Origin of the sequence: Streptomyces sp. DG1A-41 (assembly GCF_037055355.1) — a bacterium.
Taxonomy (GTDB): domain Bacteria; phylum Actinomycetota; class Actinomycetes; order Streptomycetales; family Streptomycetaceae; genus Streptomyces.
Genome location: NZ_CP146350.1, coordinates 4,219,090 through 4,242,935, shown reverse-complemented (window position 1 = coordinate 4,242,935; position 23,846 = coordinate 4,219,090). Strand labels below are relative to the sequence as shown.

Here is a 23,846-nt window from a genome sequence, read left to right as displayed (position 1 = left end):
TCCAGGATGGATCAGGCGCTAGTACTGCTCTTCGGAGCGTGGAACGCTGATCTGGTCAACTGACTGTGTCGGGCACGCTGTTGGGTGTCTGAGGGAATGAACTTTCCTCGGCGCCGGCCCCAGTGAACTCGCCCTCAGGGGTGGGGTGATGGGTGGCTGGTCGTTGTTTGAGAACTGCACAGTGGACGCGAGCATCTGTGGCCAAGTTTTTAAGGGCGCACGGTGGATGCCTTGGCACCAGGAACCGATGAAGGACGTGGGAGGCCACGATAGGCCCCGGGGAGTCGTCAACCAGGCTTTGATCCGGGGGTGTCCGAATGGGGAAACCCGGCAGTCGTCATGGGCTGTCACCCGCTGCTGAACACATAGGCAGTGTGGAGGGAACGCGGGGAAGTGAAACATCTCAGTACCCGCAGGAAGAGAAAACAACCGTGATTCCGGGAGTAGTGGCGAGCGAAACCGGATGAGGCCAAACCGTATGCGTGTGAGACCCGGCAGGGGTTGCGTATACGGGGTTGTGGGATCTCTCTTTCATGGTCTGCCGGCCGTGAGACGAGTCAGAAACCGTTGATGTAGGCGAAGGACATGCGAAAGGTCCGGCGTAGAGGGTAAGACCCCCGTAGTCGAAACGTCAGCGGCTCGTTTGAGAGACACCCAAGTAGCACGGGGCCCGAGAAATCCCGTGTGAATCTGGCGGGACCACCCGCTAAGCCTAAATATTCCCTGGTGACCGATAGCGGATAGTACCGTGAGGGAATGGTGAAAAGTACCCCGGGAGGGGAGTGAAATAGTACCTGAAACCGTGTGCCTACAAGCCGTGGGAGCGTCGGATGGAAGCTTGCTTCCATCTCGTGACTGCGTGCCTTTTGAAGAATGAGCCTGCGAGTTTGCGGTGTGTTGCGAGGTTAACCCGGGTGGGGTAGCCGTAGCGAAAGCGAGTCCGAATAGGGCGTTTGAGTAGCACGCTCAAGACCCGAAGCGGAGTGATCTAGCCATGGGCAGGTTGAAGCGGAGGTAAGACTTCGTGGAGGACCGAACCCACCAGGGTTGAAAACCTGGGGGATGACCTGTGGTTAGGGGTGAAAGGCCAATCAAACTCCGTGATAGCTGGTTCTCCCCGAAATGCATTTAGGTGCAGCGTCGTGTGTTTCTTGCCGGAGGTAGAGCACTGGATAGGCGATGGGCCCTACCGGGTTACTGACCTTAGCCAAACTCCGAATGCCGGTAAGTGAGAGCGCGGCAGTGAGACTGTGGGGGATAAGCTCCATGGTCGAGAGGGAAACAGCCCAGAGCATCGACTAAGGCCCCTAAGCGTACGCTAAGTGGGAAAGGATGTGGAGTCGCAGAGACAACCAGGAGGTTGGCTTAGAAGCAGCCACCCTTGAAAGAGTGCGTAATAGCTCACTGGTCTAGTGATTCCGCGCCGACAATGTAGCGGGGCTCAAGCGTACCGCCGAAGTCGTGTCATTCATACAACAGCCCCAACGGGTGTGTGGATGGGTAGGGGAGCGTCGTGTGCCGGGTGAAGCAGCCGCGTAAGCGAGTTGTGGACGGTTCACGAGTGAGAATGCAGGCATGAGTAGCGATTCACACGTGAGAAACGTGTGCGCCGATTGACTAAGGGTTCCTGGGTCAAGCTGATCTGCCCAGGGTAAGTCGGGACCTAAGGCGAGGCCGACAGGCGTAGTCGATGGATAACCGGTTGATATTCCGGTACCCGCTGTGAAGCGTCAAACATCGAGCCCGCTGATGCTAAGGCCGTGAAGCCGCCCTGGAGCCTTCGGGCAAAGGGGAGTGGTGGAGCCGCCGGACCAAGGTGGTAGTAGGTGAGTGATGGGGTGACGCAGGAAGGTAGTCCATCCCGGGCGGTGGTTGTCCCGGGGTAAGGGTGTAGGCCGTGCGATAGGTAAATCCGTCGCACTTGTGGCTGAGACCTGAGGCCGAGCCGATTGTGGTGAAGTGGATGATCCTATGCTGTCGAGAAAAGCCTCTAGCGAGTTTCATGGCGGCCCGTACCCTAAACCGACTCAGGTGGTCAGGTAGAGAATACCGAGGCGTTCGGGTGAACTATGGTTAAGGAACTCGGCAAAATGCCCCCGTAACTTCGGGAGAAGGGGGGCCACATCCGGTGATGAGCTTCGCGCTCTGAGCTGGGGGTGGCCGCAGAGACCAGCGAGAAGCGACTGTTTACTAAAAACACAGGTCCGTGCGAAGCCGTAAGGCGATGTATACGGACTGACGCCTGCCCGGTGCTGGAACGTTAAGGGGACCGGTTAGCTCACTTTCGGGTGGGCGAAGCTGAGAACTTAAGCGCCAGTAAACGGCGGTGGTAACTATAACCATCCTAAGGTAGCGAAATTCCTTGTCGGGTAAGTTCCGACCTGCACGAATGGCGTAACGACTTCTCGACTGTCTCAACCATAGGCCCGGTGAAATTGCACTACGAGTAAAGATGCTCGTTTCGCGCAGCAGGACGGAAAGACCCCGGGACCTTTACTACAGTTTGATATTGGTGTTCGGTTCGGCTTGTGTAGGATAGCTGGGAGACTGTGAAGCTTGGACGCCAGTTCAGGTGGAGTCGTCGTTGAAATACCAGTCTGGTCGTGCTGGATGTCTAACCTGGGTCCGTGATCCGGATCAGGGACAGTGTCTGATGGGTAGTTTAACTGGGGCGGTTGCCTCCTAAAGGGTAACGGAGGCGCCCAAAGGTTCCCTCAGCCTGGTTGGCAATCAGGTGTTGAGTGTAAGTGCACAAGGGAGCTTGACTGTGAGACCGACGGGTCGAGCAGGGACGAAAGTCGGGACTAGTGATCCGGCGGTGGCTTGTGGAAGCGCCGTCGCTCAACGGATAAAAGGTACCCCGGGGATAACAGGCTGATCTTCCCCAAGAGTCCATATCGACGGGATGGTTTGGCACCTCGATGTCGGCTCGTCGCATCCTGGGGCTGGAGTCGGTCCCAAGGGTTGGGCTGTTCGCCCATTAAAGCGGTACGCGAGCTGGGTTTAGAACGTCGTGAGACAGTTCGGTCCCTATCCGCTGTGCGCGTAGGAGTCTTGAGAAGGGCTGTCCCTAGTACGAGAGGACCGGGACGGACGAACCTCTGGTGTGCCAGTTGTTCTGCCAAGGGCATGGCTGGTTGGCTACGTTCGGGAGGGATAACCGCTGAAAGCATCTAAGCGGGAAGCCTGCTTCGAGATGAGGACTCCCACCCACTTGATGGGGTAAGGCTCCCAGTAGACGACTGGGTTGATAGGCCGGATATGGAAGCACGGTAACGTGTGGAGTTGACCGGTACTAATAGGCCGAGGGCTTGTCCTCAGTTGCTCGCGTCCACTGTGTTGGTTCTGAAACCACGAACAGCCCCATGCCATGGTCACGGTGTGGTGCGGTTGTCAGTTTCATAGTGTTTCGGTGGTTATAGCGTAGGGGAAACGCCCGGTTACATTCCGAACCCGGAAGCTAAGCCTTACAGCGCCGATGGTACTGCAGGGGGGACCCTGTGGGAGAGTAGGACGCCGCCGAACAAATATTGAGAAAGGCCCACACCTTACGGTGTGGGCCTTTTTGCGTTTTCAGAAAATTTTTCACGACGGCTGTACCAGCTTCGTGTCGTACGCCAGGATCACCGCCTGAATGCGGTCGCGGGAGCCGGTCTTCGCGAGGATGCGGCCCACGTGTGTTTTCACCGTCGACTCGGCCAGGTGGAGGCGGGTGGCTATCTCCGTGTTCGTCCAGCCCTTGGCGATGACGGTGAGGATTTCGCGTTCCCGGTCGGTGAGGGAAGCCAGGCGTGGGTCCTCATGGGGCGAGGCTTCCGTAGCCGGGCCGGTCGGCAGGTGGTGGACGTAGGCGTCGAGGAGGCGGCGGGTCAGGCTGGGGGCGACGACGGCGTCGCCGGTGGCCACCGCGCGGATGCCGGAGAGGAGTTCCTCGGGCTGGGCGTCCTTGACGAGGAAGCCGGAGGCGCCTGCGCGGAGGCCGGCGTAGGCGTACTCGTCCAGGTCGAAGGTGGTGACGATCAGGATGCGCGTGCGGTCGCCGGCGGCGGTGATGCGGTGGGTCGCCTCGATGCCGTCCAGGCCGGGCATGCGGATGTCCATGAGGACGACGTCGGGGTGCAGTTCTGCCGCCATGCGGACTGCTTCACTGCCGTTCGCCGCCTCGCCGACGACCGTCATGTCGTCCTGGCTCTCCAGGAGCATGCGGGAGCCGAATCGCTGGAGGGGCTGGTCGTCGGCGATGAGGACCGTGGTCACTGCGGGGTTTCCTCCGGGAGGTGTAGGCGGACGCGCCAGCCCTGCTCGGGGTGCGGGCGGGGCCGGCCTCAAGTGTGCCGCCGTACAGGGCGGTTCGCTCGCGCATTCCGGGGAGTCCACGACCGCCTCGGGCCGGGCCGTCGGTTCGGCTGCCGTTGCCGGTGTCCGTGATCGTCACCGTCACGGCTCCCTTGTCCTCGTAGGACAGCTCTATTTCCGCGGTGGCGTCTGCGCCGGCGTGTTTGAGGGTGTTGGTGAGGGCTTCCTGGATGACGCGGTAGACGGTGAGTTGGCGGCCTGGGGGGAGGGTGGGACTGCCGTGAGTGGTGGTGTGGACGGGGAGGCCGGCGGAGCGGACGCCGTCGAGGAGCTGGTCGAGGTCGGTGAGGCCGGGTTGGGGGGTCAGGTCGGCCTGGTCGTTCTGTTCCTCCTCCCGCATGACGTCCAGGACGCGGCGGAGTTCGGTGAGGGCCTGGCGGCTGGTGGTGGCGATGGCGTCGAGGGCCTGGGCGGCGCGTTCGGGGGACTTGGCGGCCGCGTATCGGCCGCCGTCGGCGAGGCCGGTGATGACGGAGAGGTTGTGGCCGATGATGTCGTGCATCTCGCGGGCGATGCGGGCGCGTTCGGCGGCGGTGGCGAGCCGTGCCTGCTGGTCGCGTTCGGTCTCCAGGCGACGGGCTCGGTCCTCCAGGGCCTCGGTGTAGTTGCGGCGGGTGCGGACCGTGATGCCGATGAGGGCGGCCACGGTGATGGACATCAGCTGGGAGCCGAGCTGCTGGTCCCAGGTGCCCTCCCCGTGGCGGGCGACCGACACCAGGACCGGGGCGATCACCAGGGCCGTCGCCCACCACAGGTTGCGCAGGTCCCGGCGCAGAGCGATGTGGTAGACGACGGCGAGCTGGAGCAGGGCTGCCTGAAGGGCCGCGCCGGTCCAGGCGTTGACGAGGGCGAAGAGAGCCATGGCGGCGAGGACGGCCCGGGGGTGGGTGCGCCGCCAGAGGAGGGGGATCGAGAGGCCGAGGCTCAGGATGAGGAGGAGCCAGCCGGGGATGTCGAGGTCATGGGCGTTGTGGCGCCAGCCGCCGCCGATGTAGTCGATCAGGGCCGCTGTCACCCAGAAACCGGTGATGTGCAGGTCCCACAGCAGAGGGTGGCGTCGGTCGAAGGCGCGCAGCCTGCGGGTGAGGCGGAGGGCGTACTCGGTGAGGGGCTCCGGCGCCCTGTCTTCCGTCACGGGGTCCATCGTGAGGGTTTCCGAGGCCGTGTGTCAGACGTCTCGGCGTCGTAGGACCGTAGCGGCCAGTGTGAGGGTCGCCGTTGTCCACAGAGCCATGGCGAGCAGGGCGGCGCCGGGGGAGGCCGTGCCGGGCAGGGGCTGGGCGGTGGTGAGGGTCTCCAGGGCCCTGCCGGGGAAGTAGCGGACGGCGTCGTCGACGATTTCGTACGGGAGCATGGCCATGACCTCAGGGACGATCATGATGAGGCCGATGAAGGCGCCGATGGCCATCGGGACGGAGCGGACCAGGGCGCCGATGCCGAGGGCGAGGACGGCGAGGAGGGTGAGGCCGCCCGCGTTGCCGACGAGGGCGCGCAGGACGCCCGGGTCGCCGAGGGCGGCGGACTGGTCGGTGCCGGAGAGGAAGGACTGGGCGAGGGGGAAGGTGAGGAAGTTCGTCAGCAGGGTGAGGGGGAAGGCGATCGCGGCCAGGACGGCTGCCTTGGACAAGAGGACGGGCAGGCGGCGCGGTACCGCGGTCATCGTGGCGCGGATCTGGCCCGTGGAGTATTCGCCGGCCGTGGCGAGGATGCCCAGCACGCCGAGGTTGATCTGGGCGAACTGGGTGCCGAGCAGGACGAAGACGACCGTGTCCATCCCGCCCTCGCCGGTGCCGTCGTAGGCGGCTCCCAGGCCCGCGCCCATGGCGGCGGTGAGGGCGCTGGTGACGATGAGGGTGATCCAGGTGGAGCGCAGGGTCCAGAGCTTGTGCCACTCGGAACGCAGGACGCGGGCCGGGGTCACGCGGTAGGCGAGGGTCGCCGTGGTCATGCTGCCGCTCCTTCGAGGGTCGCCGTGTACTCCACCGCGTCACGGGTGAGGTCCATGAAGGCCTCTTCCAGGGAGGCGGCGTTGGGGGTCAGTTCGTAGAGGGGGATGCCGTGGACGGCTGCCGTGCGGCCGATGCGCTCGGCGTCCGTGCCGCGGACCTGGAGGGTGCCGGGTGTGTCGGTGGTGATGTCGACGCCGGGTGCGGTGAGGAGGCGTACGAGGTCGGCGGCCTGCGGGGTGACGACCTTGACGGTGCCCGCGCCGGAGTCGCGTACGAAGTCGGTGACCGTGGTGTCGGCGAGGAGGCGGCCGCGGCCGATGATGACCAGGTGCTCGGCGGTGAGGGCCATCTCGCTCATCAGGTGGGAGGAGACGAAGACCGTGCGGCCCTCGGCGGCGAGGGACTTGAGGAGGTTGCGGATCCACAGCACGCCCTCGGGGTCGAGGCCGTTGACGGGCTCGTCGAGGATGAGCGTGGCCGGGTCGCCGAGGAGGGCGGCGGCGATGCCGAGGCGCTGTCCCATGCCGAGGGAGAAGCCCTTGACGCGGCGGTGGGCGACGTCGGTCAGGCCGGTGAGGCCGAGGACCTGTTCGACTCGTGCGCTGGGGATGCCGTGGGTGTGGGCGAGGGCGCGCAGGTGGTGGTAGGCGGTGCGGCCGGGGTGGACGGAGCGGGCCTCCAGGAGGGCGCCGACCTCGGTGAGGGGTGCGGGGTGGGTGGTGTAGGAGCGTCCGCCCACGGTGGCGTGGCCGCGGGTGGGGGCGTCGAGGCCGAGGATCATCCGCATGGTCGTGGACTTGCCGGCGCCGTTCGGGCCGAGGAAGCCGGTGACGGTGCCGGGGCGGACGGTGAAGGACAGGTCCGTGACGACCGTCCGGTCGCCGTAGCGTTTGGTGAGTTCGTGTGCCGTCAGCATGCTTCGATGCTCGTCCGTGCGGGGGCGGCGGTCGTCCGACCGTCGGCAGTATTCGGGGTGAGGGGTGTCGTACCCGGGTACTACCGTGGCCCGCATGAGCTATGTGATCCGGTCCGTCCGTGCTGATGAGTGGGTCGCGGCGAAGGAGCTGCGGCTCGCGGCGCTGCGGGACCCGGTGGCGCACCTGGCCTTCCTGGAGACCTACGACGAGGCCGCGGCCAGGCCGGACTCCTTCTGGCAGGAGCGGACGGCCGGTGCCGCCGAAGGGGCGGACGCGGCGCAGCAGATCATCGCCGAGGGGCCCGACGGGCAGTGGGTGGGGACGCTGACCGTGCTCGTGGAGGATCCCGGGACGACGGACTGGGCCGGGTTTCCGGTGGAGCGGAAGCAGGGGCATCTGGTCGGCGTGTTCGTACGGCCCGAGGAGCGCGGGAGCGGGCTGACCGAGGTGCTGTTCGACGCGGCCCTGGAGTGGGCGTGGGGGCGGGGTCTTGAGCGGGTGCGGCTCATCGTGCACGAGGAGAACGGGCGGGCGCAGCGGTTCTATCGCCGGGCCGGGTTCGTGCCGAGCGGGGTGACCGTGCCGCTCGGGGAGTCGGGGGAGCGGGAGTTGGAGTTCGTGCTCGAGCGGGGCTCTGTGGGTGTGCCCTTCTCAGACGGGTAGTTCGTCGTGCGGCCAGCGGGCGCGGCCCTGTTCGCGGGACCGGAGCAACGCCAGGGTCGGCATGCCCCGGTCCGCTCCGGTGGCCAGCAGCTCCGGGAGCTGGGGGAGCGGGGCCACGGCGGCGACGTCGTCCAGGACGAGCGTGAATGGTGGGTCGAGGCGACCGGAGGATGACCGTTCGGCCATGCGCCGGCCGCGCTCGACCACGCTGGAGACGAGGGCCGTCAGGAGGGGCATCGCGCCCGGCTTGGTCCTGGGGTCCTCGATGGATTCACCCACCACATAAAGCGTGCCCCCTTCGTGGACGAAGGAATCCAGGGCGAGGGCATCAGTTCGGTTGGGCGTGCAGGCTTCGCGGATGTTGACGGTGGAGAGGGCCGCGAGGGCACGGGTCGTCAGCTGCTGGGCCATGTCCCGGCGTTCGGGGTGGGCGGTGAGGGCGCCTTCGAGTTCGCCCGCGGAGCCGGGGGCGGCCTTGGGGTTGGTACGGAGGATGCGTACGGCGTCCTGGATCTGGGTGCCCTGGGACCAGCGGTGGACGTGGCGGATGGTGCGGCCGTCGATGGCGGCGGCGTGCAGGTAGCTCCGCAGGATGGTCTCGGCTGTGTCGCTGAGGGCTTGGTCGAGCTTGGCGGTGGGGCGGACGGGGGTGAGAAGGGCGGCTGCTCTTCCCGTGGCTGTGACCTTGTCCTCGCAGCCGGCCGTGGGGGACCAGTGGAGGCGGGCTGGTGTGGCGCAGAGGTGGGTGGGGTCGTAGAGGTGGGTGGGGCCCAGTTTGGCCCGGGCGTCCTTTGTCTCCTGCCAGAGGGCGGGGTTCGAGGTGACGACCAGGGCGGGGCCCTCCGCGTCGCGCACCGCTTGGGTGGCGGTGGTCTGGCGGGATTCCCTTGGGGCTACGAGGATTTTCTCCCACCGGCCGACCCGTTCCTGGGTGAACAGGGAAGCGGGGGTCGCGGGCGTGGCCGCCGGGGTGGGGGCCAGGGGTGCGGTCGGCTCCGCGAGGCGTGTGGGCTCGGGGGCCGCGCGGCGGGGGGTGGGGACGTCGTGCTGGGCCGACGCGGAGGTGGTCGGCTGCGTCGGCGTCGGCACGTCGTGCTGTGTCGAGGCCGGTGTCCCGTGCTGGGCGGGTGCCGATACGTCGTGCTGCGGTCGTGCCGGGGCCTCGTGCGGCGTCGGTGCGCCGGTGTCGTACGCGCCCCCTGCACGCTCCCCAGTCGCCGCCGCCCTCTCCGCCCGGCGCCTCGCCCGGACCGCCCTCCAGCGGGCCACCGTGCCCATGACGAACACCGTCAGGACGACCAGGACCATCAGCTGGCCGATGAACAGGCCCCAGAACAGGCCGTAGCCGGAGAGTTCGCCGGGGGGTGTGTCGGGCCAGGCGCCGGGGATGTCGTGGGGCTGGGCGATGAGGCCGCGCATGGCGAGGGGCGTGCGGGTGAAGGTGACGCCGGACGGCCAGGAGCCGTGGGCGAACAGGGCGGCGAGGCCGGTGGCCGTCCACACCAGCAGGGTCATGCCGAGGAGGAACGCGAGTATGCCGACCAGCAGGCCGTCGGGGATGCCTCCCTGGGTCTCGTGCCGGCTGCGGCGGTCGTCCGGTCTCACGCGTCCTCCCCCTACGCCACCGTGGATTCGGAGTCGCCCAGGTGGTGCTCCACGAAGGCCGCCGCCCGTTCCTCCGCCTCGAGTTCGGCGGCGTGCAGGGCATCGTCGTCCGCGAGGTCCGCGGAGGACTCGGTCATCGCGCGGTCGGTGAAGACCAGGGGGCGTTCGGTCTCCGTGACCAGGTGTTTGACGACCTGGACGTTGCCGTTGACGTCCCAGACGGCGATGCCGGGGGTGAGGGTCGGGATGATCTCGACCGCCCAGCGAGGCAGACCCAGGACGCGGCCCGTCGCCCTCGCCTCGTCCGCCTTCTGGGCGTAGATCGTTCTCGTCGAGGCCATCTTCAGGATCGCCGCCGCCTCCTTCGCCGCCGCGCCGTCCACCACGTCGGACAGGTGGTGGACGACCGCCACGAAGGACAGGCCCAGTCGGCGGCCGAACTTCAGCAGGCGCTGGAACAGCTGGGCCACGAAGGGGCTGTTGATGATGTGCCAGGCCTCCTCGACCAGGAAGATGCGCTTCTTCCGGTCGGGGCGGATCCAGGTGTGCTCCAGCCACACGCCGACGATCGCCATGAGGATGGGCATGGCGATGGAGTTGCGGTCGATGTGGGACAGGTCGAAGACGATGAGCGGGGCGTCCAGGTCGATGCCGACCGTGGTGGGGCCGTCGAACATGCCGCGCAGGTCACCGTCGACGAGACGGTCCAGGACCAGTGCCACGTCCAGACCCCAGGCCCGTACGTCGTCTATGGCGACGTTCATCGCCTCGGCCGACTCGGGCTCGGGGTGGCGCAGCTGCTCGACGATGTCGGACAGGACCGGCTGGCGTTCGACGATCGTCTCGTTGACGTAGGCGTGCGCGACCTTGAGCGCGAAGCCGGAGCGCTCGTCGAGGCCGTGGCCCATCGCGACCTCGATGATCGTGCGGAGCAGCGCGAGCTGGCCCGTGGTCGTGATCGCGGGGTCGAGCGGGTTGAGGCGGATCCCCATGTCCAGGGCCGCCATCGGGTCCAGGCGGATGGGAGTTATCCCCAGCTCCTGGGCGATGAGGTTCCATTCACCCATCCCGTCCTCGCCCTGGGCGTCCAGGACGACGACCTGGCGGTCCTTGAAGCGGAGCTGGCGCAGGACGTACGTCTTCTCCAGCGCCGACTTGCCGTTGCCGGACTCGCCGAGGACCAGCCAGTGAGGGGCGGGAAGCTGCTGGCCGTAGAGCTGGAAGGGGTCGTAGATGTAGCCCTTTCCGGAGTACACCTCACGGCCGATGATGACGCCGGAGTCGCCGAGGCCCGGCGCGGCGGTCGGCAGGTAGACCGCCTGGGCCTGGCCCGTGGACGTGCGCACCGGGAGCCGGGTCGTCTCGACCTTCCCGAAGAGGAAGGACGTGAAGGCGTCGGTGAGGACGGACAGCGGATCCCGCATCAGGTCCTACCTCCGAATGCCGGTGGCGAAGGGAAGGGTGTTCACGAAGGCGCGGTGGTGCTCACGGTCGCACCATTCCAGCTTCAGGTACGACTTTCCGGCCGAGGCCCTTATCGTCCGCTTGTCGCGGGCGAGGGCTTCGGGGGAGCGGGAGGAGACGGTGATGTAGCCGACGAGGTTGACGCCGGCGGCGCCGCTGGCGAGGTCCTCGCCGCGCTGGTCGAGCCGGGAGTTCGCCGCCACGTCGCGCGGGTCGACGGTGCGGTTCATCTTGGCGGCGCGGGACGCCTCGGCCTCGTCGTTGGTCTTCTCCGTCAGCATGCGCTCGATGGCGACCTCGGTGGGTTCGAGGTCCATGGTGACGGCGACCGTGCGGATGACGTCCGGGGTGTGGACGAGCAGCGGGGCGAGGAAGTTGACGCCGACGGGGGTCATCGGCCACTCCTTCACCCAGGCGGTGGCGTGGCACCAGGGGGCGCGGGTGGAGGACTCGCGGGTCTTGGCCTGGAGGTAGGTGGGCTCCATGGCGTCCAGCTCGGCCGGCCAGGCGTTGCGTTTCGTCATCGCCTGGATGTGGTCGATCGGGTGGTCCGGGTCGTACATGGAGTGGATCAGCGAGGACAGTCTGCTCTGGCCGAGCGGCTGCCGTACGCGGATGTCGGCCTCCTGGAGGCGCGAGCAGATGTCGGTGAGCTCGCGGGCCATGACGACGGCGAGTCCGGCGTCCCGGTCGGCCTTGCCGCCGTGGGCGCGGGCGGCCCGGGCCATGGCGTTGGCCTCGGCGGCGAGGTCGCGGGTGTAGTGCATGCAGGCGACGAGGTAGGCGCGGTGCTGCTCGCTGCTGGTGGACACCATCGACTGGAGCTGGTCGTACGACTGCTGGAGCCACGGCGGTGCCTTGTCGTCCCCGCGGACGGCGACGTCCTTGGCGTGGGCGTCCGGGTCGGCGGGGAGGGTGCGGGCGAGCATCTGGAGGCGGGTGACGAAGCCGTCGCCGTTGGCCACGTGCTTGAGCAGGGTGCCGAAGCGGTCGACGAGGGCCTCCTGGTCCTCGCTGTCGCGCAGACCGACGCCGGGGCCCTCGATCTCGATGGCGGCGGTGACGGTCTTGCGGTCGGCGTGCAGCAGGACGGCGATCTCGTCGGGGCCGAAGGGGGCGGCCAGCCAGGTGATCCGGCCGATGCCCGGGGGCGGTCCGATCTCGACCTCGCGCCCGTCCAGCCGGGTCCCGGCCTCGATGACGGCGGAGCGGTAGGTGGTGCCCTGCTTCAGGGTCCGCTTGTAGCTGCGGTTGATCTCGAACCACTTGTAGAACGTGCGGTGCTTGTACGGCACGTACACGGCGGCCAGCGCCAGCATCGGGAATCCGGCGAGCAGCACGATGCGCAGGGACAGCACGGGGACGAGGAGCCCGCACATCATGCCGAGGAACGCGCCGATGACGATCAGCGCGATCTCGCCGGTCTCGCGGTTGCGGCCGATGATCGCGTTGGGCCGGGCGCGGCCGATCAGATATGTCCGGCGGGGCGTGACCGGATGGGACACGTGGGACTCGGTCGTCAACGCCCTTCACCTCCCGTGCGGTTGGTACTGCTGTTGCGGGTGCTGCTGGCGTGGGGAGTGTTGACGGGGCTGCTCGAACGGGGTGCGGGTGCGGCGGAGGGGACAGATCCGCCGCCGCCGTTCGAGGTGCGCGAGCTGTGCGCGGCGACTCCGCCGGAGGCGGGGTTGCTGGGGCGGGGGGCGGAGGGCTGGCTGCCTTGGCCGTTGTTGTCGGCGCGGGTGCTGTGGGTCTTGATGCCCTGCGCGACCAGGGTGGCGGGGGAGCTGATGACCGCGGCGGCCTTGCCCTCGGCGCCCTGCATGAGGCGGTTGTTGCGGGAGCCGGCGATCTCGTCGCCGAAGCCGGGGACGAAGCGGTAGATCATCGCGCTGGCGAAGATGGCGAGCAGGATGATGGCGAGGCCGGAGACGACGGCGGAGAAGGCGTCGGGGCCGTCGTCGGCGGACAGGGCGCCCGCGAGGCCGAGGACGATGACGATGACGGGCTTCACCAGGATGACCGCGATCATGATGCCCGCCCAGCGGCGGACGTGGCCCCACAGGTTCTTGTCGACGAGGCCGGCGTAGACGACGGTGCCGAGGAGGGCGCCGACGTAGAGCAGGGCGGCGCGGAGGACGAGCTCCAGCCACAGCACGCCGGCGGCGAGGATGCTGACCAGGGAGACGACGATCAGCATGATCGGGCCGCCGCCGATGTCCTCGCCCTTCTTGAGGGCCTCGGAGAACGTGCCGAAGAAGGCGTCGGTCTGGTCGCCGGTGGCTTTGGCGAGGACCTCGGTGATGCCGTCGGTGGCCGATACGACCGTGTAGAGGATCAGCGGGGTGAAGGCGGAGGCCAGCACGGTCAGCCAGAGGAAGCCGATGGCTTCGGAGATGGCGGTGGTGAGGGGGACGCCGCGGACGGCTCGCTTGGCGACGGCCAGGAGCCAGAGCAGGAGCGTGAGGATCGTCGACGCGGCGAAGACGACGGCGTACTGCTGGAGGAACTTGGGGTTCGTGAAATCGACGTTCGCCGTCTCCTTCACGGCCTCGCTGAGCTTCTCGACGGTCCAGGAGGCGGCGTCGGCACAGCCCTTGGCGAGGGAGGAGAGGGGGTCGAGGGTGGAGGTGGGGTCGAGGCGGGAGGTGCCGCCGGAGCGGCTGCCGCTGCCGGTGTCGCCTTCGCAGATCTCCCTGGCCCTGCCGGAGAGCAGGGAGCAGTTGTCGTTGCTGGGGCTGGGCGACGGCGTGGGGGCGGCGACCGCCCGGGTGGCGAACAGAACCACGGCGGTCTGTACGGCGGTGAGGGTTGCTGCGACCTTCACTCCGCGGCGCGGGCTACCGGGCATACGTGAACCCTCCGAACTCCTCGACGGCCTTGGAGATGTCGTCCGACGTCGACACCCTGTTGTCGCCGTTGACCGGCGCCGGGCCTTCCTTCTGGGAGAAGCTGTCGACCTTCCAGTCGCTGTCGGTCCAGCGCAACTGGAGGGTCATGGTGAACCAGTCGCTGGTGACCGGGTTCTCCGAGCTCTCCCCCGTCATCCCGTAGACGCCTGTGCACCAGACCTCGACGGTGGCGGTGCTGCCCCCGTAGTCGGTGACCTTGGTGCCGACCGGCATGGTGCGGGAGACGTATGTGCTGCCCTTCGGCGCGTTGCCGTTCTCGTCCAGGCCGACCTTGTCCAGGAACGCCTTGTCGTACACGCGGTCGAGGTTTCTCTCCAGCTCGGAGACCCTGCCGGCGTCGAACACCTGGCGGACGATTTCGGGACGCCGCGCGGGCTTGAGGATGTCGGCCGAGACCAGCACCACCGCGTAGTTCGCCGCCGCGCTCTCCGCCCCCTCTTGGTCCTGGGCAAAGCCCGACGGGATGCCGGCCGCCGACTTGGACTGGACGGGGCGTTGGCCGGAGGGAGCCGTGGCTGCTGATTCCGGCTTGGCGGCGGAGCCGTCCGTGGAAGAGGACGGGTCGCCACCCCCCGGTTCGCGAAGGCGATCGCTGCGATGAGGAGGACCACCACTCCGACGACCGTGACCAGGCTGCGGGACGACGAGCGGCTGCGGCGGGGGTTGCCGTAGGCGTCGGTGCTGGTGTCGGGCAGGCGGGTGCGGGTCTGGCCCGTGCCGCCGTAGCCGCCGGAGGGCTCGTGCTCGTCACCCAGACTCATGCCGCGTACGCCCCCTCGACGTCGTGCGGAAACACCTCGTACCGGTCGTACTGCTCGTACTCCTCGTACGACGGTAGCCGTGCTGGTTCCCGCGCGGGCGCGGTGTGGTGACTCGACATCAGGGAAACGCAACCTTCGCCGGTGGGCACGACGGGCGGGTGGGATGGAGGGGGAGCCGGGCGTGCCAGGCCGGGGCGGTGGGGCCCGGCCTACACGGCCATGCCGTACACGATGGTGAAGAGCGTGCCGAGTGAGCCGATGATGAACACGCCCGTCAGGCCCGCGATGATGAGGCCCTTGCCCTGCTCCGCGCTGAAGGTGTCCCGCAGGGCGGTGGCACCGATGCGCTGCTTGGCGGCGCCCCAGATGGCGATGCCGAGGCAGAGCAGGATGGCGACCGCCATCACGACCTCGATCATCACCTTGGCCTCGTTGCCCAGGCTGCCGAAGGGGCCCCAGTCCGGAGCGATCCCGCCGATGATGGTGTTGATGTCTCCCTTATCGGCCGCAAAGAGCATGTAAGTCACCGCCCCTGTTGGGTAGTTCCGCATCCTCTGCGGTCGTGCAGAGGTCAGGCCTCATTCTCGCCGACGATGACGCTGTCGTATGTCGACTTGGCGTCATTGATTGGCGGGTTTCGTACGAATACCTTGCCACCGTTCCGCGCCGGCCTCTAAGGGAGGTGCCGGACGGTGTACGAAGGATCGTATGGTCACTCTGTGTATCACGACGGGTCACGCCGGGCAATGAGGCCTGAGCGAAACCTGTCGTGTGGTTCCGTCGTTGTGCCCTTTTACGACCTGCGTCACCTTTCCGGACCGTTTCTGACGGTCGGTCGGGTGAGGGGTCGACCCGGTGTTCTCGGGGTGAAGGCTACCTGGCGCGGCGAACGGGCCGCGGCTGGGTTGCCGCGGCCCGTGCGTCCCCTGCCGGCCTCGGGCCCCACGGCCCCAGGCGGCGCTTCTCAGTGACGGTCCGTCACGAGCGGGAGGGGGTCAGCCGGTGAAGGCGCCGACTCCGTTCGGGGTGCCCCAGCCGGTCGGGCCGTCGTAGCCCGTTCGGGCGGTGCAGAAGTAGCTGATGGTGCAGGTGCCGTTGCTGCCGCTGGTGACGTCGTTCAGGGCGGAGGTGTTCGCGTAGGGGAACTTCGCCGGGTAGGAGCCGCTGGAGGGGGTGCCCGCCAGGGCGTAGACGCTGGCGATGATCGGGGCGGAGGCGCTGGTGCCGCCGTAGGTGGCCCAGCCCTGGCCGTCGGCGCCGTAGGTGTCGTAGACGGAGACACCGGTCGCCGGGTCGGCGACGGCGGAGACGTCGGCGATCATGCGCTTGGCGCAGCCGGTGTCGGTCTGCCAGGCGGGCTTGGCGTCGTAGGCGGAGCAGCCGGAGCCGGTGCCTTCGGTGCTGCTGGTCCGCCAGACGCTCTCCGTCCAGCCGCGGGTGGTGGAGGAGGCGGAGAGCCTGGTGCCGCCCACGGCCGTCACGTACTGCGACGCCGCAGGGTACTCGGCGCCGTAGCCCCCGTCGCCCGCGCTGACGGTGATGGCGACGCCCGGGTGGTTGAAGTAGGCGGAGTCGTACGTCGCGTCGGAGGAGGACTCGCCGCCGCCGTAGCTGTTGGAGACGTACTTGGCGCCCAGGCTGACGGCCTCGTTGACGGCCGTGCCCAGGTTGGCCATGGTGGCGGACTTGGCCTCGACGAGGAGGATGTGGCAGTTCGGGCAGATCGCGCTGGCCATGTCGAGGTCGAGGGAGATCTCGGCGGCCCAGCCGCTGTTGGGGGCGGGTAGGGAGGTCGTGGAGCCGGTCTGGCCGACCTTCTTGAAACAGCCGTTGGCGCTGGTGCAGGCGGGCAGGCCGTAGTGCGAGCGGTAGGCGCCGAGGTCGGACTCGGCGTTGGGGTCGTCGTAGGCGTCGACGATGGCGATGGTCCGGCCGGTGCCGTTGCTCGTGGCGGCGGAGGTCAGGCCGTAGGCGTTCCGGAGGTCGGAGGGGCCGTAGCCGGAGGGGGTGGAGGCGTCGGCGGCCGTGGGTGAGATGCCGTGCTGCTGCTGGAAGGCGGTGCGGCCGCCCGTGACGCGAAGGGCGTTGCAGGCCATCTCGCCCGGGTGCCGGGGGAGCGCGCAGGAGCGGGTCCAGGTGACCTTGGCGGGGGCGGCCGGGGTGGCCTCCGCGTGGGCGGCGGTGGTGAGGCCGGTGAGGAGGAGTGCGGCAGTGGCGGTGACGGCGGCGCCGATGCGGCGCCATCTGCGGCGGCCGGCGGGGGAGTTGTGCGGTGTCGTGCGCAAGGTACAGCCTCCTGGCAGTGGTGGACAGAGGCCTGCGGGTGGGGGTTCCGCCGGTACGGTTCCCGGCGGGGGCGGCGACCCGCGACGACGATCGCTTGTTGAGTACGTGACAACAAGACGGGTTTCGGAATCCTGACCTCCGCCTTACTGAAGCGGGTGCCGGGCTTACCGATCAGTGACGGGCCGATGGCCGGGGGATGGGCGCGGCTTGACCCGAGGGGCCCGGTCTCGGCGGGGCTGAAGGCCGGCGGCACACGTTTCTCTCACCTTCGTCGGGCACAGTGCGCCGATGAAGCGCGTCCTCTCCATTGCCGTGGTTCTTGTCGCCCTCACCTCAGCGTCCACCGCGGTGGCCGACGACGGGGGCGGGCCCTTCGGGGTGACCGTCACCGCGGGGGCGGGTGCGGGGAGCGCGCGGGTCGGGGTGCTCGTCCCCGCCGATCGGGCGACGCGGCCCGCCGGCGGGCACTTCTGCACCGCGTCCGTGGTGCGGGCGCCGTACCGGAATCTCGTCGTCACCGCAGCGCACTGCCTGGACGGGCGTGGGGGGCTCGTGTTCGTGCCGGGGTATCGGGACGGCCGTGCGCCTTACGGGGTGTGGAAGGTGAAGCGGCGGTTCCTGCCCCGTGGGTGGGTGGCGGGGCGGGGGGAGGACAGCGACGTGGCGTTCGCCGTCGTCGCGCCGCGGGGCGGGAAGGGAGTCGAGGACGTCGTCGGTGGGTACCGGCTCGCCACCGGTACGGCGACGGGGGCGACGGCGGTCACCATGACCGGATATCCCGACTCCCGCGAGACGCCCATCAGCTGTACCAACAGGCCCACCGCGCACAGTCCCACCCAGCAGCGCATCGAGTGCCCGGGGTTCGCCGGCGGCACCAGCGGGAGTCCCTGGGTGAACGGGGACGGGCAGGTCGTGGGGATCCTCGGCGGCCATGACGACGGCGGGACGACGCCCGACGTGTCCTACAGCGTGGTGCTCGGTGCGGAGGTGGAGCGGTTGTACCGGGAGGCGGCGGGCGACCCGTGACGGGGCCGTGCGCCGGTTGCCCCCGCCGTGCCTCCGTCGTGCCGGGCCGTGCTGTCGGGTGTTCCCCTTCTGCCCCGACTCCTCTCGCCGTGATCATTCCGGCGCACGGCGGCCGCCTCTACACTGACGAGGCGACGGACTCCTGGCCGGCGAGGGGCGGTTGACGGTGCGTAAGGCATGGATCGTGGCGACTGTTGCGATCAGCTCCGCCCTGGCCTTCGTGATGCTGCTCGTCGTCGGGGTCTACATCGTCGCCGGGAACCTGGCCAACGGGGTCGGCGGTGGGGCGAAAGCGCTGGCCAAGGGGTCGGTGCCCGCCGCGTACTCGGCCCTCGTGCAGAAGTGGGGCAACCTCTGCCCCGCCATCAGCCCGGCCCTGCTCGCCGCCCAGCTCTACCAGGAGAGCGGGTTCAACCCGAGGGCCCAGAGCCACGCCGCCGCCCAGGGGATAGCGCAGTTCATTCCCGGTACGTGGGCCACGCACGGCATCGACGGCGACGGCGACGGCGACCGGGACGTGTGGGACCCGAAGGACGCGATTCCCTCCGCCGCGTCGTACGACTGCGAACTCGCGTCGTACGTGAAGAAAGTCGGCGGGAACCTGACCGAAAACATGCTGGCCGCTTACAACGCGGGGGCGTACGCGGTGATCAAGTACGGGGGCGTGCCGCCGTACAGCGAGACCCGGAACTACGTGAAGAGGATCACGACACTCTCCGAGAGCTTCGCGGCGCCCGTCGGGCGGGTCGACCCCTCCGAGCAGGCCGCCGGCGCCATCGAGTACGCGCAGACGAAGCTCGGCACGCCCTACCTGTGGGGCGGCACCGGCACCGCTGAGCAGGGCGGACGCTTCGACTGCTCGGGACTGACCCAGGCCGCCTACGAGACCGTGGGCATCAAGCTGCCGCGTGTCGCCAACGACCAGTACAACGCCGGGCCGCACCCCGCGCGGGACGAACTGCTCCCCGGCGACCTCGTGTTCTTCTCGGACGACCTCACCAATTCGCGTGCGATCCGGCATGTCGGCATTTATGTCGGAGGCGGGTACATGATCGACGCGCCGCGAACGGGTGCGGTGATCCGGTTCGACCCGATCGACACCCCCGACTACTTCGGGGCCACCCGGGTGACCGAAGATGGCGCGAAAGCACTGCCCACGACGGTGTGAGCCGAGCGTGAACCCACCCCGTGAGCTGCGAAGACGTATCTCTCTTCGATAACGTCTGAGTGATCATTTGGTGGAGTGTGGAACGTATCAACGGGGACCATGCGTTCCTGGTGACGTAGCCGAGCAGACGTGAGTCGGCACGTGTCACGCACGCGTGCAGCGGAAGCGGATCTACAACCACGGGGGTGGCAGGAGCGGCGCACACACAGGTGCGCCGGGAGAGACGACGAAGGGGCCGCAGCACCATGGCTGGACTCGCCGCATCCGGGTCGAACCCCGACGTCGACCTGCTCTATGACATCAATGGCCTGGCCAAGGACGCGCCGCCGTGGTTCGACCGGGTCATGGAGTTCGTGGGCGAGTACGGGTTGTTGCTCGCCATCGTCCTGCTCGTGATCGGGTGCTGGTGGTCCGTGCGGCGCCGGGGCGAGGGGGACGCGGCGGCTTCCGTCGCGGCGCTGATCTGGGCGCCGCTCGCGGCGGGGATCGCCGTGCTGGTCAACGTGCCGATACGGGGGTTCGTGGAGCGGCCCCGGCCGTTCCTCGACCATCAGGGGCTCGAGGTGCTCGTCAGGGGCAAGACCGACTACTCGTTCGTGAGCGACCACGCGACGATCGTCATGGCGATGGCGGTCGGGCTGTTCGTCGCGAACCGGAAGTTCGGGCTGGTGGCGTTGGTGCTGGCCGTGTTCGGAGGGTTCATTCGCGTCTACATGGGTGTGCACTACCCGACGGATGTCGTGGGTGGGTTCGCGCTGGGGACGGCTGTGGCGTTGCTGTTGTCGCCGGTGGCGATGGCGCTGTTGACACCGGTTACCCGGGCTGTTGAGCGGTCGCCTCGGGTGGGGTGGCTTGTGCGGGCTGGGCGTGGGGCCGACGGTGATGGGTCGGATGCGGTGGTTCCCGGGGCTCGGAGTGAGCGGGCCGGGGCAGGGGCGTCTGAGCGGGACCTTGCTGCGTGATTCTCGGCGTTGGTGCTCGTGATTCTCGGCGTTGGTGCTCGTGATTCTCGGCGTCGGTGCTGGGGCGGGGGTGGGTGCGCAGCCCGGCGTTGCGGGGTGCCGCTGCGCCCACCCGTGCCGCCCCAGCGGCACGACTGCCCGCAGCTCAGCGGCTCCTCGGCCTATAGCGCCTGGGGATATGTGAAGAAGCGGGTCGGGTCGTACTCGTTCTTCAGTTTGGTCAGGCGCGTTGCCGCGTCACCGTAGTACGCCTTGCGCCAGTTGGTGAGGGTCGGGTCCGTGTAGTTCTGGTAGGCCGCGCCTGAGGCGTGGGGGCGCATGGACTTGTGGGCCGAGGCGAGCCAGGAGCGAGCCGTGGAGCCCGTCGTGCCCGGGCGCCAGGAGGCGATGTACTGGGCCAGCATGCGGGAACGGCGGTGGACGAAGGCGGTGGAGGTCGGGGAGACACGGTTCACCGCTCCGCCCAGGGCGGTGAGCGCGATGCTGCCCGTGCCGCCGCGTACCGACCTGATCTGGGACAGCAGCGTGCGGATCCCGGCTGCGGACAGGGAGCGGTCGAAGAAGTCCGACGCCGCGGTGTACGTCTCGCGGCCCAGCGCGCCCTTCGGGGAACGGCCCGGGGTCGAGCCGGGCAGATGGCACTGGGCGTCCGTCGGGAACGAGGAGCAGCCGGCGTACACCTCCATCGACTCCTCGTACGAGCGACGCCGCAGGGAGACGCTGCTCGCCGGGGCTCCGACGCGGTCGGCGAGGCGGTCGACCGCGTTCCGGAGTTCGCCGTAGGTGCCGAGGGAGAACGCCGCGACGGAGACGGTCGGGGTGCCGCCGGCGGCGCTCGCCAGGTGGAGGGACGACCAGATCTCGTCCGGCTGCGAGGGACCCCACTCCTGCCAGGCCTTCACCACCGCGGCCGCCTTCGACCACGGCCAGGACAGGTACGCCGAGACGCCCTGCGGGGCCGGGTGGGTCTTGAAGTGCAGTTCCGTCACGACGCCGAAGTTGCCGTTGCCGGCGCCGCGCAGGGCCCAGAAGAGGTCCTTGTGCTCACGGGCGTTGGCGGTGAGCTGCTTGCCGTCCGCGGTGATCAGGGTGGCCTGGGTGAGGCTGTCGCAGGTCAGGCCGTAGGCGCGGGAGACCACGCCGTGTCCGCCGCCGAGGGTGAGGCCCGAGACGCCGACGGTGGGGCAGGAGCCGGCGGGGATCGTCATGCCCTTCGCGGTGAGGGCGCGGTAGACGTCGATGAGTTTGGCGCCGGCGCCGATCACCGCGGTGTTGCCGGAGGCCCGGACGCGGTTGAGTTTCGAGATGTCGATGATCAGGCGGCCGTCGCCGGAGGACCAGCCGGCGTAGGAATGGCCACCGTTGCGGATCGCCACGCGCAGGGCGTGGGCGCGTGCGTAGGCCAGGGCGGTGCGGATGTCGTCCGGGTGGGACACGTACGCGACCGCGGCGGGCTTGAGGGCGTCGAAACGGGTGTTGTAGAGCTGCCGGGCCGTCGCCCAGTTGGTGTCGCCCGGGCGGATGAGGGGGCCGTCGAGGTCGCGGGCGAGGGCGGAGAAGTTGGCGGCGGTGGTCTTCGTGGTGGTGCTCGTGGTCCTGGCGGAGGCCGTGGCCCTGGAGCGGGTGTCTGATTGCGTGCAGGCGGCGGTGAGGGGGGTCGCGGCTGCGGCGATGCCTGCCGTGCCGGATGCGAGGAATGTGCGCCGTTCCATGGGGCCTCCCGGTGGTTCCGTCGTGGGAGACGGGGTGGTGAGGGTGAGGGTTCCACGGGGCCCCACATCGTCCCGGCACGACCGCGTCAGCCGGCCAGGTGGTTCTCCGCGTCCGTGCGCGCCTGGCTTCTCGCTCTTCTGGCCGGGCCGCGCCAGCCGCAGGTGCAGTGGGCCATGCAGAAGTGGCCCTTCTCCTTTGTCGTCGTGCGGTGTTCCGTGAGGTTGGGGGGAGGTTCCAGCCCGTCCTGCTGCGCCACGACAACCACGTTACCCAGCCTGGGTAAAGGCTTTCCATGCCGACTCCCGCGGGCCCGCGTGACGGGGGCACATACCAGTCGTTAACCGGAACAACAAGGGGGCCCGTGACGGACGTACCGGCTGGGGGTAGGCAGGCGATGACTGGGCGGCAGCGGGAACGGCAGCACAGGCGGACGGGCGCGGCGGTCGTCGCGGCCGGCGTCGTGGCCGGGGTGGGGCTGGGGGCCGGAGGGTGCGCCGGCGGTGACGCGGCGGCCGGGGATGCCCGTGGCGGGGACGCGGTCGTCGTGGTGCACCGGGCCGCGGACCGGCTGGTGGAGGCGGGGAGTTCGAAGGCCCGTACGTCGATGGAGATGGCCGCCGGCGGGACCCGGGTGACCATCCGGGGCGCGGGGGTCTACGACTACCGCAAGCGGATGGGGAAGTTGAAGGTGCTGCTGCCGCAGGATCCCGCGGGGGCCACCGAGCGCCGGCCCATCACCGAACTGCTCGCACCGGGAGCGCTCTTCATGAAGAACCGGGGCGCCGGTGTGCCCCCGGACAAGTGGGTCCGGGTGGACACGCGGACCCTGTCCGACGGGAACCTCGTCACCGGCGGGGCCACCGATCCGTTCGCGGCGGCCGAGGTGCTGCGCGGGACGCGGTCGGTGAAGTTCGTGGGCAGGACCGAGGTCGCGGGCACCGAGGTGCGGCACTACCGGGGCACGGCGGATCTCGGTGCCGCCGCGAAGAAGGCCTCCGAGGGCAACAAAGAGTCGCTGCGCGCGGCGGCGAAAGGGTTCGCCACGGCCGAAGTGCCGTTCGACGTCTACCTCGACGACGAGGGACGTATCCGGAAGGTCCGGCACCGGTTCAGCTTCGTGGGCGGGCAGCAGAAGAGCCCCGTGGCTGTCGCCTCGACCACGTTGCTCTACGATTTCGGGGCCTCGGTGCGCGTACGGCTGCCGGACACCGACGACATCTACGCGGGCAAGATCGCCGAGGAGTGACCGGCGCGAACTAGCCCGTCCGTGCCATGCGCGGTGTGTAGGCCGCTCCCTACTCTAGGAAGTCGGTAACGGCAGAGACGAGGTGATGCACGTGGCTCCGGTCGGCGGTACGGCAGTTCAGGACCACGTGGCCCTCGCCGAGATCGAGCTGTGCGGAGAGCTGATCATCGCGGCCTCGGCCGCCCACGAGGAGCGGCTCAGCCTGGAGAGCATCGACGAGGTGCTGAAAGTGGCCGAGGAGCGGGACGCCTGCGCGGACTGAGGCCGAGTCACGTCCGCAGCATGCGGGCGATCGCCTGGGTCGCCTCCTTGACCTTCGCGTCGACCTCGTCACCGCCCTTGCCGGCGGCGTCGGCGACGCAGTGGCGCAGGTGCTCCTCCAGCAGTTGCAGGGCGAAGGACTGAAGGGCCTTGGTGGAGGCGGAGACCTGGGTGAGTATGTCGATGCAGTAGACGTCCTCGTCGACCATCCGCTGGAGGCCGCGGATCTGGCCCTCGATGCGGCGCAGGCGCTTGAGGTGCTCGTCCTTCTGCTTGTGGTACCCGTGCACGCCTCGGTCGTGGTCGGTCACGACATCCGCTCCGACGGTGACATCCGTGACATCCCCGGCATCCGTAACGTCGGTCACGTCCGTCATCGCGTCCTCCTGGTGGGCTGTGAGCCGACATATACCCCTAGTGGGTATATGGTATCGGACTTTGCTGGGTATACGGCCCTTGAACCGCCCCCGTGCTCATCACTGTGCCTGATGGGCGACACTGGTGGGCGGCCCGATAGCCGTGGCCGGATGATGCGCCTAGCATCAGCCTGACCGAAA

General features: G+C 68.6%; 19 protein-coding genes, 2 rRNA genes and 2 pseudogenes. 8 read left to right on the top strand and 15 right to left on the bottom strand.

Translation table 11 applies throughout. The features are described 5' to 3' along the window. Positions 1-199: 199 nt before the first annotated feature. A 23S ribosomal RNA gene (locus V8690_RS19700) occupies positions 200-3,319 on the top strand. 89 nt (positions 3,320-3,408) lie between these two features. Continuing rightward, a 5S ribosomal RNA gene (gene rrf / locus V8690_RS19695) occupies positions 3,409-3,525 on the top strand. A 60-nt stretch (positions 3,526-3,585) separates the two neighbouring features. Here the strand turns inward: rrf and V8690_RS19690 are convergent. From V8690_RS19690 to V8690_RS19675, 4 genes and pseudogenes are all read right to left on the bottom strand, one after another. After that, positions 3,586-4,257: a response regulator transcription factor gene (locus V8690_RS19690; protein WP_338780672.1), complete on the bottom strand. Its 672-nt coding sequence runs from the start codon at positions 4,255-4,257 to the stop codon at positions 3,586-3,588. Further along, positions 4,254-5,500 (bottom strand): annotated as a pseudogene (locus V8690_RS19685) (histidine kinase). Before V8690_RS19685 ends, V8690_RS19690 begins: the two are co-directional and overlap by 4 nt. Before the next feature lie 24 nt (positions 5,501-5,524). After that, positions 5,525-6,304, bottom strand: coding sequence for an ABC transporter permease (locus tag V8690_RS19680; protein WP_338780670.1), 780 nt, complete (start codon positions 6,302-6,304; stop codon positions 5,525-5,527). Continuing rightward, a complete protein-coding gene (locus V8690_RS19675; RefSeq protein ID WP_338780668.1) occupies positions 6,301-7,221 on the bottom strand; it encodes an ABC transporter ATP-binding protein in 921 nt (306 codons plus the stop codon). Before V8690_RS19675 ends, V8690_RS19680 begins: the two co-directional genes overlap by 4 nt. Positions 7,222-7,315: 94 nt before the next feature. On the opposite strand from V8690_RS19675, the gene V8690_RS19670 reads away from it, so the two are divergent. Further along, on the top strand, positions 7,316-7,885 hold the full coding sequence (locus tag V8690_RS19670) for a GNAT family N-acetyltransferase (protein ID WP_338780667.1): 570 nt from the start codon (positions 7,316-7,318) through the stop codon (positions 7,883-7,885). Here V8690_RS19670 and V8690_RS19665 read toward each other — a convergent pair. From V8690_RS19665 to V8690_RS19630, 8 genes and pseudogenes are all read right to left on the bottom strand, one after another. Further along, positions 7,874-9,490 (bottom strand): type IV secretory system conjugative DNA transfer family protein, encoded by a 1,617-nt coding sequence (locus V8690_RS19665; RefSeq protein WP_338780666.1) that lies wholly within the window; start codon positions 9,488-9,490, stop codon positions 7,874-7,876. The two genes, V8690_RS19670 and V8690_RS19665, sit on opposite strands and share 12 nt — an antisense overlap. An 11-nt stretch (positions 9,491-9,501) precedes the next feature. Beyond that, complete coding sequence (locus V8690_RS19660) at positions 9,502-10,914, bottom strand: ATP-binding protein (RefSeq protein ID WP_338780664.1); 1,413 nt, start codon at positions 10,912-10,914, stop codon at positions 9,502-9,504. A gap of 6 nt (positions 10,915-10,920) precedes the next feature. Next, complete coding sequence (locus tag V8690_RS19655; RefSeq protein WP_338780662.1) at positions 10,921-12,477, bottom strand: SCO6880 family protein; 1,557 nt, start codon at positions 12,475-12,477, stop codon at positions 10,921-10,923. Next, positions 12,474-13,805, bottom strand: coding sequence for a hypothetical protein (locus V8690_RS19650; protein ID WP_338780660.1), 1,332 nt, complete (start codon positions 13,803-13,805; stop codon positions 12,474-12,476). Before V8690_RS19650 ends, V8690_RS19655 begins: the two co-directional genes overlap by 4 nt. Continuing rightward, positions 13,795-14,627, bottom strand: a pseudogene (locus tag V8690_RS19645) (hypothetical protein). Before V8690_RS19645 ends, V8690_RS19650 begins: the two are co-directional and overlap by 11 nt. Next, positions 14,624-14,746 carry a hypothetical protein gene (locus tag V8690_RS19640; RefSeq protein ID WP_268250144.1) on the bottom strand — a complete coding sequence of 41 codons (123 nt, stop codon included), beginning with the start codon at positions 14,744-14,746 and terminating at the stop codon, positions 14,624-14,626. The pseudogene V8690_RS19645 and the gene V8690_RS19640 overlap by 4 nt, the downstream one beginning before the upstream one ends. A 90-nt stretch (positions 14,747-14,836) precedes the next feature. After that, positions 14,837-15,145: a hypothetical protein gene (locus tag V8690_RS19635; protein WP_003991275.1), complete on the bottom strand. Its 309-nt coding sequence runs from the start codon at positions 15,143-15,145 to the stop codon at positions 14,837-14,839. A 477-nt stretch (positions 15,146-15,622) separates the two neighbouring features. After that, a complete protein-coding gene (locus V8690_RS19630) occupies positions 15,623-16,912 on the bottom strand; it encodes a S53 family peptidase (RefSeq protein ID WP_338780654.1) in 1,290 nt (429 codons plus the stop codon). Positions 16,913-17,201: 289 nt separating this feature from the next. Between V8690_RS19630 and V8690_RS19625 the strand changes: the two genes are divergently transcribed. The 3 genes from V8690_RS19625 (at position 17,202) to V8690_RS19615 (ending at position 20,069) form a co-directional block, all read left to right on the top strand. After that, positions 17,202-17,939: a trypsin-like peptidase domain-containing protein gene (locus V8690_RS19625; protein WP_338780652.1), complete on the top strand. Its 738-nt coding sequence runs from the start codon at positions 17,202-17,204 to the stop codon at positions 17,937-17,939. A gap of 160 nt (positions 17,940-18,099) precedes the next feature. Next, positions 18,100-19,107: an NlpC/P60 family protein gene (locus tag V8690_RS19620; RefSeq protein WP_338780650.1), complete on the top strand. Its 1,008-nt coding sequence runs from the start codon at positions 18,100-18,102 to the stop codon at positions 19,105-19,107. A gap of 245 nt (positions 19,108-19,352) precedes the next feature. Continuing rightward, the gene (locus V8690_RS19615) at positions 19,353-20,069 is read left to right on the top strand and encodes a phosphatase PAP2 family protein (RefSeq protein WP_338780648.1); all 717 of its coding nucleotides are present in this window, start codon (positions 19,353-19,355) and stop codon (positions 20,067-20,069) included. A gap of 161 nt (positions 20,070-20,230) precedes the next feature. Here the strand turns inward: V8690_RS19615 and V8690_RS19610 are convergent, their stop codons facing one another. After that, entirely contained in the window at positions 20,231-21,781 is a 1,551-nt protein-coding gene (locus tag V8690_RS19610) for an FAD-binding oxidoreductase (protein WP_338780646.1), read from the bottom strand. Between the two features lie 86 nt (positions 21,782-21,867). After that, a complete protein-coding gene (locus V8690_RS19605) occupies positions 21,868-22,038 on the bottom strand; it encodes a hypothetical protein (RefSeq protein ID WP_338780644.1) in 171 nt (56 codons plus the stop codon). A 138-nt stretch (positions 22,039-22,176) separates the two neighbouring features. Here V8690_RS19605 and V8690_RS19600 point away from each other — a divergent pair, with 138 nt between their 5' ends. After that, a complete protein-coding gene (locus V8690_RS19600) occupies positions 22,177-23,028 on the top strand; it encodes a hypothetical protein (RefSeq protein WP_338780642.1) in 852 nt (283 codons plus the stop codon). Positions 23,029-23,119: 91 nt separating this feature from the next. Next, positions 23,120-23,290 carry a hypothetical protein gene (locus V8690_RS19595; protein ID WP_338785674.1) on the top strand — a complete coding sequence of 57 codons (171 nt, stop codon included), beginning with the start codon at positions 23,120-23,122 and terminating at the stop codon, positions 23,288-23,290. Positions 23,291-23,297: 7 nt separating this feature from the next. On the opposite strand, the gene V8690_RS19590 is transcribed toward V8690_RS19595, so the two are convergent. Next, the gene (locus V8690_RS19590; protein WP_338780640.1) at positions 23,298-23,666 is read right to left on the bottom strand and encodes a metal-sensitive transcriptional regulator; all 369 of its coding nucleotides are present in this window, start codon (positions 23,664-23,666) and stop codon (positions 23,298-23,300) included. Positions 23,667-23,846 lie beyond the last annotated feature (180 nt).